The sequence below is a fragment of the Bacillus sp. EA-CB0995 genome, from assembly GCF_055814245.1.
Genome location: NZ_CP169269.1, coordinates 187,708 through 199,304, shown reverse-complemented (window position 1 = coordinate 199,304; position 11,597 = coordinate 187,708). Strand labels below are relative to the sequence as shown.

Genomic DNA, 11,597 nt, shown 5'->3' with positions numbered 1-11,597 from the left:
AAAAAATACAATTCGGCGTGTATAGAAGAACTAATGTGTAAAATACTATGCTTAATAGTTGGTGATTTTTACATGAACAGGAAAAATCACGACTTTTATCATCAGTAGAAAGTGAGGCAGCATTAGAATGAAAGCAACTGGAATTGTACGTCGAATTGATGATTTAGGAAGGGTTGTTATCCCGAAAGAAATTCGCAGAACTCTCCGTATTCGGGAAGGCGACCCGTTAGAAATTTTTGTTGATCGCGATGGAGAAGTTATTTTAAAGAAATATTCTCCGATTAGCGAATTAAGTGATTTTGCTAAAGAATATGCAGATGCTATATATGATAGCTTAGGACATAACGTGCTTGTTTGTGACCGCGATTCAATTATTGCTGTTTCTGGCGTGTCAAAAAAGAATACTTAAATAAAAGTGTTGGAGATCTAATTGAGAAAGCGATGGAAGAACGCAAATCAGTCGTAATGACAGATGAAAGCGAAATTTCCATTATCGATGGAGTAACGGAAAAGATACAATCTTATACAATTGGTCCAATTATCGCAAATGGTGACCCGATTGGAGCTGTTATCATTTTTTCAAAAGAAGCCATCATTAGTGATGTAGAACACAAAGCTGTTGATACAGCAGCAAGCTTCTTAGCAAAACAGATGGAGCAATAAAGTGACGTTCTTCTTACTCATGGTTAGCCCGCAAATTGGGCTCATACAGGCGGTTGTGCGTTGTGATACATCTAAACATGCCGCCTGTTGAAATGAAATTATATATTTGTGTAAAGGTAGCATTTTGCTACCTTTTTTACGTGATAGTATTCAAAGTCGAAGACCGCTTTTTTCTTTGTGATATAATACGTAGGATGAGTATAGAAAAAGGGAGATTGTATGGTCATGGAGACGAAGAAGTACCACGCTTTTTGGCGCGGAGCGATTATATTAACAATTGCGAGCTTTGTTACAAAAGTATTAAGCGCTTTTTACCGTATTCCATATCAAAATATAGCTGGTGATATTGGCTTTTACATTTATCAGCAAATTTACCCGTTTTACGGGTTTTGTTTAATTTTAGCGACATATGGTTTCCCAATCATTATTTCAAAAATGATTGCAGAGCGTTTAGAACGAGGAGAACGAAAAGAAGCAGAGTCCATTATATGTATTTCTTTTTGGTTTTTATTAGCTATCGGAAGCATTGGGTTTATTGTATTGTTTTTTGGGGCACATACAATTGCATCTTTAATGGGAGATGCTCATTTGGACAAGTTAATTCGTACGATTGCATTTTCTTTTTTATTAATGCCATTTCTTTCTGTAGCACGTGGTTATTTTCAAGGATTTGGAAATATGGTACCGACAGCTGTATCGCAAGTAATAGAACAAACGATTCGTGTATCCATTATTGTATTTCTATCATTATTCCTTATAACAAAAGGATTTGATTTATATACGGTGGGAGCAGGCGCTATGTTTGGTTCTATAGCAGGTGGTTTGATCGGTGTAATTGTATTGTTTTTTTATTTGCGAAAAGATTTTCGTGCTATTTTTTTGCAAAGTTTTAAGGTGATTCGCAATAAAAAGGTCATTATTCGTACATTATTTTGGCAAGGAATTGCTATTTGTATTAGTAATTTAGTTTTAATTTTTATGCAAATGGCGGATTCCATTTCATTCTATAGTTTACTTGTTCAGAACGGAGAGCCGGTAGAAATAGCAAAAATGTTAAAAGGTATATACGATCGCGGCATTCCTCTTATGCAGCTTGGGACAGTTGTGACAACGTCGTTTTCCCTTTCTTTAATTCCGATGATTACAGCTGCAAAAGAGAGAGGAGATTATGTATTTATTCGCGAAAAAGTACAGCTAGCAATGAAAATTACATTTGTGATTGGACTTGCTGCATCGTTAGGACTTGCGAGTATCATTCGGCCTGCAAATATTATGCTATTTGAGAATAGCGCTGGTTCCGATGTGCTAGGGGTTTTATCTATCTCTATCTTGTTTAGTTCGCTCGCAATTACAACGGCATCTGTTTTGCAAGGGTTGGGACAAACGGTAAAGCCAGCTTTATTTGTTGTAATTGGTGCATGTGTGAAATTATTACTCAATTGTATACTCATGCCGCATTTTGGTGTAATCGGTGCAGCGATTGCAACTGTGGTTGCATTGATGTGCATTGCATTACTGAATAGCATGTTGCTGATTCGAGTTGTTAATGAGTCGCTTATGCAGAGAAAGTCCATTGTAGGTGTGACAGTTGGAGCTTTAAGTATGGTGTTAGTGCTTGCTGGATTTATGTATATATTTGATTGGCTGGGGTTACAAGCTACCGATGAACATAGAGGTATCGCGATGATTCAAGCGCTGCTCGGTATCGGTGTCGGTGGCCTACTATATGTATTTCTTATTTTAAAGTTCCGTGTGTTTACAGCGCAGGAACTTGGATCAGTTATGAAACATGAAAAAGTACAAACTTCGTTGAAGAAGAGTGGATAGAGGTGGATATTATGAAACGAACAATTACGATTTTAGGATTAGGGGCTGGTGAATTAGATCAGCTTACAATGGGCGTATATCGCAAAGTGAAAGAAGCAGCACATATGTATGTTCGAACAAAAGAGCATCCAGTTATAATGGAACTCGAGAAAGAAGGTGTATTATACACATCTTTTGATGCCGTATACGAAGCGTATGATACATTTGATGAAGTGTATGAAACAATTTCTAACACATTGATTGAAAAAGCTAAGGATACTGATATTTTATATGCAGTTCCAGGGCATCCGCTTGTGGCAGAGCGTACTGTACAACTTTTGCTGCAAAAAGGAGAAAAAGAGAATATTGATGTGCGTATCGAAGGTGGACAAAGCTTTTTAGATCCAATGTTTGCAAGTTTGAAAATCGACCCGATTGAAGGGTTTCAGTTGATTGATGCAACGTCGTTCGAGCGAGGACAATTAGAACTTCGTCAGCACTTGATTTTCTGCCAAGTGTACGATGCGTTTATAGCATCTGAAGTCAAACTAACGTTAATGGAAATGCTTCCAGATGATTATGAAGTATATATTGTAACCGCAGCTGGAACATCATTTGAACAAGTGAAAAAAGTACCGCTTTATTTATTAGATCATGAGGCAGAACTTAACAATTTAACGAGTGTGTACGTGCCGCCTGTGTTAAATCGCCAATCGTTATACCAACAATTTGATGTATTGCGAAATATTATTGCAGAGTTGCGTGGACCAAATGGATGTCCGTGGGATAAAAAACAAACGCATCAATCGTTAAAGAAATATTTAATTGAAGAAGCATATGAAGTGTTAGAGGCTATTGATGAGGAAGATGATGATCATCTTGTTGAAGAGCTTGGTGATGTTCTCTTACAAGTTATACTTCATGCACAAATTGGCGAAGATGAAGGTTGGTTCTCAATTGATGATGTAATTCGTACGTTGTCTGAAAAAATGGTACGTCGTCATCCTCATGTGTTCGGAGATGTTAGTGTAGAGACTGCTGCTGATGTTGTTGTGAATTGGGAAGAAATTAAAAAACAGGAAAAAGGAAATATAAAAGAGTCTATTTTATCAGGCATTCCTAAAAGTTTACCTCAGCTAATGCGCGCTTATGAAATTCAAAAAGAAGCAGCAAAGGTTGGGTTTGATTGGGACGATGTCGAGCCAATGATGGAAAAAGTAGGAGAAGAATGGGAAGAATTTCAACGTGAAGTGACAGCTATGGATGAAGAGAAGATGTTAGCGGAATTTGGTGACTTAGTATTTGCATTTGTAAATATTGCCCGCTACTATAAAATCAATCCAGAAGAAGCGCTTCATAAAACAAATGAAAAATTTATGAGTCGTTTTTTATACATGGAAGCAAAGGTTGCTAGTATGGAGAAAGAAATGAAAGATCTTTCTTTAAAAGAGCTCGATGCACTATGGGAAGAGGCAAAACGAATAGAGAACGAATAAGGGGGAGTCGTCATGCGTTTAGATAAATTTCTAAAAGTATCTCGTCTTATCAAAAGAAGAACGTTAGCAAAAGAAGTTGCGGATCAAGGCCGCATTATGATTAACGGCCAAGCTGCAAAAGCTAGTTCAACTGTAAAGGTAGAAGACGAATTAACAATTCGTTTTGGCCAAAAAATTGTTACTGTGAAAATTAATGAACTAAAAGAAACAACAAAAAAAGAAGATGCTGCAAATTTATACACTGTTGTTCGTGAAGAGAAAGTCGAAGTAAAAGCAGAGGATAGCTTGTTCTAAATAATTTTTTCTCCTCATACATTGGTACTAGTATAAAGTTATGGGGGGATGGACGTGAACAAAGGCTATTCAATGTCGTCTTCTAATCAACAAAATGTTACTGTAGAACATGATGTCGTAATGAGAGGAAGACGCATTCTCGATATTACAGGAGTCAAGCAAGTAGAAAGTTTTGATAGCGAAGAATTTTTATTAGAAACAGTTATGGGATTTTTAACAATACGTGGTCAAAATCTGCAAATGAAAAACCTTGATGTTGAAAAAGGACTTGTATCCATTAAAGGAAAAATATATGAGATGGCTTACATTGATGAGCATCAAGGGGAGAAAGCTAAAGGGTTCTTTAGCAAGTTGTTTAAATGAGCCTAACTATTCAACTATATACAATGCTTTCGATGATTGGAATGGGCGCTTCGCTTGGAGCAGCTTTAGATACGTATCATCGTTTTTTGAAACGCGGAGAGCGAAAGCGTTGGCTTGTATTTATTTATGATATTTTATTTTGGATTGTCCAAGCTCTTTTTGTATTCTATGTGCTATTGCTTGTAAATGAAGCAGAGTTACGTATGTACGTATTTCTAGCATTGCTTTGTGGGTTTGCTGCATATCAAAGTTTGTTAAAGTCATTGTACATGAAAGTGTTAAATTTTCTGATTCACATTTTTGTTCAAACATTTTATTTTTGTGTTCGTGTTTTCCAATTATTTATTGTTAAGCCAATTACAGTTTTGATTCATTTAATTATAGCGCTGGCTTTATTTTTATTTCGTCTTTTGGTTGGATTTGGACTGGGATTGTGGCGATTTATTATAGCAATATTACGTTTAATATGGAAAAGTATTCTTATTCCTGTTCGATTTGTTTTTTGTTATATGGAAACTTCTCCCTAACCGTGTTAAAATTTTTATAAAGAGACAAGCAGGACTTTTAAAATATGTCAAGAAAATGAAGAAGCATATATTCCTAATTTGGGAACGTATAAAAAAGAAGTTAGGGGGACCTCGGAAATGAGGGAACTAAGGCAAAGATATGTATCGGAACAGAATCCAATTTCTGCCAAAGAACATATAATACAATCGAACGACAGTAAGAAGCGCTTGTATCGTCGATTAGCTTTATTTTTTGTGTTTGCTTTTGTAATTATTGTAAGTGTCAGTGTGACGTTTTATAAACAAAATAGTGCGATTAATGCTAAAGAAGCAAAAGTAAAAGAGCTAAAAAAAGAAATGGATACGTTAACGACGAAAGAGAAAAAGCTGAAAGATGAAGTCCAAAAGTTGCATGACGAGGACTATGTTTTAGAGATTGCTAGAAGAGATTATTACTTCTCAAAGCCTGAAGAGATAATTTTTCCTATTTCTAAGTAGTGGGTGTTGTATTGACACTATATTTTAAGATTATATATAATGAAATAAAATTTGACTTTTTAACCACTAAGGAGGAGCGTTTTTTTATGTCAATCGAGGTAGGCAGCAAGTTACAGGGTAAAGTAACAGGTATTACGAATTTTGGGGCTTTTGTAGAGCTGCCAGAAGGCTTAACAGGTCTTGTTCATATTAGTGAAGTTGCTGATAATTATGTAAAAGATATTAATGATCACTTAAAAGTAGGTGATCAAGTAGAAGTAAAAGTTATTAACGTTGAGAAAGACGGTAAAATTGGTTTATCTATTAAAAAAGCGAAAGAGCGTGAAAGAGCAGAAGGTGAACAACGCGATAATCAACGCGATAATCAACGCGATAATCAACGCGATAATCAACGCGCTGGACGTCCTCAACGCAATCGCTCTTTTAACAGAGATAATCGTGGTGGCGGTGATAACCGCAACCAAAAGAAACATTTGAGCAAAAGATGGCTCGCTTTTTAAAAGACAGTGAAGACCGTTTAACTTCTTTAAAGCGTAATACGGAGTCAAAACGTGGCGGCCGTGGCGCTCGTCGCGGATAAAACTTGCTGTTTATTTTAAAATAAAGAGAAGCACCCAGAGTGTTCACTCAGGGTGCTTTTTTATGGTGAAAACAGCGTGTAGAAAAAAGAATAAAAAAATATTTAAAATACGTTGACTTTAAATGCTATTTAAGATATCATACTAATTGTCCGTTAAATACGACATGGCGGTGTAGCTCAGCTGGCTAGAGCGTACGGTTCATACCCGTGAGGTCGGGGGTTCGATCCCCTCCGCCGCTATATTTTTTAACGGCCCGTTGGTCAAGTGGTTAAGACACCGCCCTTTCACGGCGGTAACACGGGTTCGAATCCCGTACGGGTCATAAATGAAAAAGATCATGCAAATATGCATGATCTTTTTTTGTGTTGAGAAATTGTGAATGTTATGCGTTTCTTCTACAAAAACAACTATTATTTTCTGAAAATTCAATCACCTAATAAGGTCTTTAAGTGTAAGCCTGTATATATATGGTGCTATTTTGTATAAAAAGTCGAACAATTATTGGACTACAAACTGTTATTTTGACAAAAATTCCGTAAAATTCCTTTTATAATTACAAGTAATAAAATATGCGGGTGGTGTTCAAAATATGCCAAGAGCAGGAAGGAATACTGTCAATTCGAATTCTAGTACGCTTGCTATAGGTCGTGGGCAAATGACAACTGTAAAGTGGATAAGCAAATTAAAAGTGAAACTGGAACAAATTTTCTTTCGGTGGGGATTTGTAGTTGCGTTAGTTGGTTTTCTTTTAGGACGAGCATATATTTTAACGAACATTTTACCTTTTGCTTTGCCGTTTTTCGCTGCTGTATATGTGATGAAACGCGATAAAATGGCTCTTGCATTCCTCGCAGTAATGGCTGGTGCATTTTCAGTTTCATTAGAAAATCTATTCTTTGCCTTTGCATCTATATTTACATTCTTCGTCTATAATATCTTTTTTAGTCGTTTTACAAATAAGACGATTGGGCTTGTACCGTTTCAAGTATTTATTTCTGCGTTAACGGCTCATCTCATCGTTGTCTATTTCGCGCAAGGTGCAATTGGTATGTATGATTTGCTGGTTAGTACAATTGAAGCAGGATTAAGCTTCGTACTAACGATGATTTTCTTGCAAAGTGTTCCACTTTTAATAGAGCGAAAAGGAAAACAACAATCATTAGAAACAGAAGAAATTGTTTGTTTAATTATATTGCTGGCATCTGTACTAACAGGTACAACAGATTGGTTTATTTACGATTTATCAGTTCAGCATATTTTTACGAGATATTTAGTATTAGTGTTTGCCTTTGTAGCAGGAGCAGCAACAGGCTCTACAGTGGGTGTTGTAACAGGTTTAATTTTAAGCTTAGCGAATGTAGCAAGCTTATATCAATTGAGTTTATTGGCGTTTTCTGGGCTGTTAGGAGGGTTATTGAAAGAAGGAAGGCGAATAGGTGTAAGTTTAGGTTTGTTAATTGGCACAAGTTTAATTACGTTATACGTAGATAAACAAGCAAGTATTGTGACGACTTTGTTAGAATCGGGTGTAGCAATTGCTTTATTTTTATTGATGCCTAAATTTATCATTGAACGTCTTTCTAAATATATGCCGGGAACACAGGAGCATTCTAATGACCAACAGCAATATTTGCGAAGAATGCGTGATGTAACGGCAAACAAAATTAATCAGTTTGCAAATGTGTTTGAAGCGTTATCTAATAGTTTTTCTGTATACGGATATGTAGAAGATGAGGATAAGGATACGGAGACGGATTTATTTTTAAGTACAATTACCGCCAAGACATGCCAAACATGCTTTAAGAAGGATCAATGTTGGGTTGTGAATTTTGATAAAACATACGATTATATGAGGCAACTTATGGATGAAACAGAGGAAGGTACATTGCAGCATAATCGTAAACTGCTTCGTGATTTTGAAAAATATTGTGTGAGAGGAACAAAAGTAGCAGGTTTAATAGAAGGTGAATTAGGGCATTTTTATGAAGGACAAAAGTTAAGGAAACAAATGCGAGATAATCGTAGAATTGTTGCGGAACAACTTATGGGTGTTTCGAAAGTAATGGCGGATTTTTCTAAAGAGATTCAAAAGGAAAGGGAGAATCATCAAGCACAAGAGGAACAAATTTTACAAGCATTTCGTGACTTTGGAGTAGAGGTTGAACACGTTGATATTTATTGTTTAGATCGAGGAAGCGTTGACATTGAAATGATGATTCCTGCTGCATGTAATCAGCATGGGGAGTGCGAAAAACTTGTTGCTCCAATGTTGTCTGATATTTTACGAGAAACAGTTGTTGTGAAACATGAAGAACAATCGGCATATCCGAATGGTTACAGTACAGTGTCGTTTGGTTCAGCGAAAACATTTTCTGTAGATACAGGGCTTGCTACGGCGGCTAAAGGAGGAGGGTTTGTATCTGGTGATTCCTATGCCATGATGGAATTAAGTGTAGGGAAATATGCGCTTGCTATTAGTGATGGAATGGGAAATGGAAAGCGTGCGCATATGGAAAGTAAAGAAACGGTTAAGTTACTGCAAAAGATATTGCAATCAGGTATTGATGAGGAAATTGCAATTAAATCGATTAATTCTATTCTTTCATTGCGAACGACAGAAGAAATGTTTACAACATTAGACTTAGCGATGATTGATTTACGTGATGCAAATGCTAAATTTTTAAAGATTGGTTCTACTCCAAGTTTTATAAAACGTGGCAATCAGGTATTTAAAATAGAAGCAAGTAATTTACCGATGGGAATTATTGAAGATTTTGAAGTAGATGTTGTCGGTGAACAATTGAAATCCGGTGATATTTTAGTAATGATGAGTGATGGGATTTTTGAAGGTGCAAAACATGTAGAGAATCATGAAGTGTGGATGAAGCGGAAGATTAAAGAATTGGAAACGGAAGATCCACAAGAGATTGCTGATATTATTATGGAAGATGTAATTCGCACTGACAATGGATATATTAATGATGATATGACAATTGTGGTAGCGAAGATAAAAAAGAATATGCCGAAATGGGCGACAATTCCTATTGTTAGTAAACAAGCACAATAAAGTGAAACTTCTATTAATGAGGGCTTTATCCTCGTTGATAGTTAGTTGAACCAATCGGGCGAATGCCAGCGGTGATCTCCTGCCTATCTTCCTTAATCTTGAGGTGGGGGTCTTACTGTTTGTTGGAGCAGGGCTCAGGAATATACCTGAGGCCTGTTTGTTATATATTCGTATGTTTAATTTTACTTATTTCCGAGTCTGAAGAAAAAATTTATATGTAAGATAAATTGTGAAATTTATACATCTTTGTTTTGCAGAAAGTCTATAAAAGTTGTACCATTATATCAAGGTATGCTATCGTTTTAGCCCAATGAAAGGTGATTGCAGCATTGAAAGATGAATTTGTTAAAAAGGTAGATGCTTTTGTAGAAAGGCATGATTTGTTAGAGGCACATTCTACTGTTGTTGTAGGTGTATCAGGAGGGCCAGATTCTTTAGCGCTTTTCTTCTATTTGTTGGAGAAGCGTGAAGAGAAGCAGTTGCAAATTGTAGTCGCTCACGTTGATCATATGTTTCGCGGCGAGGAATCACAGGAAGATTTACAATTTGTGAAACAGTTGTGTGACAATCTTAATGTTACCTGTGAAACAACACAAATTGATGTGACGCGATATCAAAAACAAAATCGAATGAGTGCACAAGTTGCAGCAAGAGAATGTCGATATGCATTTTTGGAAAGAATAATGAGAAAGTATAATGCACAGTATTTAGCTCTTGGCCATCATGGTGATGATCAGGTTGAGACAATCTTAATGCGTCTTGTACGTGGAAGTACTCCGCAAGGTTATGCTGGAATTCTTGCAAAGCGCGCTTTCAATAAAGGTCTTTTGATTCGGCCTTTGCTGGCAGTAACGAAAGAAGAAATTCTTGATTATTGCAACAGAAAAGATGTTGAACCTCGCATTGACCCTAGTAATACAAAGGAAACGTATACACGGAATCGATTGCGAAAGCACGTTCTTCCTCATTTAAAGCAGGAGAATCCAAATGTTCATGAACGTTTTCAAGCTTTTAGTACGTCCATGCAAGAGGATGAAGCATATTTGCAGGAATTAGCTTTTGAAAAAATGAATAAAGTAATTAAGGAAAAAGACGCAAAAAGAATGGTCTTATCAATTCCTGCATTTGAATCTATGCCTATACCTTTACAAAGGAGAGGGATTCAACTAATATTAAACTATCTTTATGAATATAAGATTCCATCTTCACTTTCTTCTGTACATATTGACAAGGTGATTGAGTTTTTCAAACGAACCCATCCTTCTGGTATGCTTCATTTTCCTGGCGGATTGGAGATTGTTCGTACATATGAAGAATGTAGTTTCCGATTTAGAGAAGAAAAAGTTACTTTTTCTCCTTGTATGTTACAAGTGCCGGGAAAAGTAACATTAGTAAATGGTGATGAGCTTGAAGTGGAGATTAGCAATTGTGTGCCTATTATGATGAATGATATGACGTTTATTGCAAAACATAATGAAATAGCATATCCACTTATTGTTCGTTCGAGAGAAAACGGAGATCGCATGTCGATACAAGGTATGAATGGCACGAAGAAGATAAAGTCCATTTTTATCGAGGCGAAAGTACCGAAGGAAAAAGAGCAGACTGGCCAATTATTTGTGATGCCAGCGGAAATATTATTTGGGTTCCATTGTTGAAACGATCTGCATTTGCTATTTCGCAAGAAACAGTAGATAAGGATACATATATTATTATTCATTACAAAAGCAAGGAGTCTTCCAGGAGGATAGTCAAATGATGAATCAAGATATTGAAAAAGTATTAATTTCTGAAGAGCAAATACAAGACAAGGTAAGGGAATTAGGTGCAATTCTTGCAGAGGATTATAAAAATACAGTCCCTCTTGCAATCGGTGTATTAAAAGGTGCAATGCCATTTATGGCAGATTTATTAAAGCGAACAGATACATATCTTGAAATGGATTTTATGGCTGTATCTAGCTACGGTCATTCTACTGTTTCAACTGGTGAAGTGAAAATTTTAAAAGATCTAGATACTTCTGTAGAAGGACGCGACATTTTAATCGTAGAAGATATTATCGACAGCGGTCTTACATTAAGCTACTTAGTAGATTTGTTTAAATATCGTAAAGCAAAATCTGTGAAGATTGTAACATTATTGGATAAGCCGTCTGGTCGAAAAGTTGATCTTCAAGCAGATTATGTTGGATTTACTGTTCCACATGAATTTGTTGTGGGATATGGATTAGACTATAAGGAACAATATCGTAACCTTCCTTATGTTGGTGTATTAAAACCGAGCGTATATTCAAATTAATAATATAAGCATTACAATTGGATAG

At 36.1% G+C, this 11,597-nt stretch carries 7 protein-coding genes, 2 tRNA genes and 4 pseudogenes; all 13 read left to right on the top strand.

Translation table 11 applies throughout. From position 1 onward, the window contains the following. Positions 1-127: 127 nt before the first annotated feature. The 13 genes and pseudogenes from spoVT (at position 128) to hpt (ending at position 11,572) form a co-directional block, all read left to right on the top strand. Positions 128-663: pseudogene (gene spoVT, locus ACEWFJ_RS01160) on the top strand (stage V sporulation protein T). 225 nt (positions 664-888) lie between these two features. Beyond that, positions 889-2,490, top strand: a complete 1,602-nt coding sequence (locus tag ACEWFJ_RS01155; RefSeq protein WP_473690086.1) for a putative polysaccharide biosynthesis protein — start codon at positions 889-891, stop codon at positions 2,488-2,490. Between the two features lie 11 nt (positions 2,491-2,501). Next, a complete protein-coding gene (gene yabN, locus ACEWFJ_RS01150) occupies positions 2,502-3,965 on the top strand; it encodes a bifunctional methyltransferase/pyrophosphohydrolase YabN (RefSeq protein ID WP_473690085.1) in 1,464 nt (487 codons plus the stop codon). 12 nt (positions 3,966-3,977) lie between these two features. Next, positions 3,978-4,259: an RNA-binding S4 domain-containing protein gene (locus ACEWFJ_RS01145; RefSeq protein WP_098304972.1), complete on the top strand. Its 282-nt coding sequence runs from the start codon at positions 3,978-3,980 to the stop codon at positions 4,257-4,259. 54 nt (positions 4,260-4,313) lie between these two features. Then, positions 4,314-4,622 carry a sporulation protein YabP gene (yabP, locus tag ACEWFJ_RS01140; protein ID WP_098304970.1) on the top strand — a complete coding sequence of 103 codons (309 nt, stop codon included), beginning with the start codon at positions 4,314-4,316 and terminating at the stop codon, positions 4,620-4,622. After that, a pseudogene (gene yabQ, locus ACEWFJ_RS01135) lies at positions 4,619-5,270 on the top strand (spore cortex biosynthesis protein YabQ). The gene yabP and the pseudogene yabQ overlap by 4 nt, the downstream one beginning before the upstream one ends. After that, positions 5,267-5,626: a cell division protein DivIC gene (divIC, locus tag ACEWFJ_RS01130; protein ID WP_098304966.1), complete on the top strand. Its 360-nt coding sequence runs from the start codon at positions 5,267-5,269 to the stop codon at positions 5,624-5,626. The pseudogene yabQ and the gene divIC overlap by 4 nt, the downstream one beginning before the upstream one ends. 86 nt (positions 5,627-5,712) lie before the next feature. Continuing rightward, a pseudogene (locus tag ACEWFJ_RS01125) lies at positions 5,713-6,206 on the top strand (S1 domain-containing RNA-binding protein). A gap of 166 nt (positions 6,207-6,372) precedes the next feature. After that, positions 6,373-6,446, top strand: a tRNA-Met gene (locus ACEWFJ_RS01120). Positions 6,447-6,457: 11 nt separating this feature from the next. After that, positions 6,458-6,529: transfer RNA gene (locus ACEWFJ_RS01115), tRNA-Glu, on the top strand. Between the two features lie 267 nt (positions 6,530-6,796). Continuing rightward, entirely contained in the window at positions 6,797-9,274 is a 2,478-nt protein-coding gene (gene spoIIE, locus ACEWFJ_RS01110) for a stage II sporulation protein E (protein ID WP_473690084.1), read from the top strand. A 329-nt stretch (positions 9,275-9,603) separates the two neighbouring features. Continuing rightward, positions 9,604-11,033: pseudogene (tilS, locus tag ACEWFJ_RS01105) on the top strand (tRNA lysidine(34) synthetase TilS). Beyond that, on the top strand, positions 11,030-11,572 hold the full coding sequence (gene hpt, locus ACEWFJ_RS01100) for a hypoxanthine phosphoribosyltransferase (RefSeq protein WP_098304960.1): 543 nt from the start codon (positions 11,030-11,032) through the stop codon (positions 11,570-11,572). The pseudogene tilS and the gene hpt overlap by 4 nt, the downstream one beginning before the upstream one ends. Positions 11,573-11,597 lie beyond the last annotated feature (25 nt).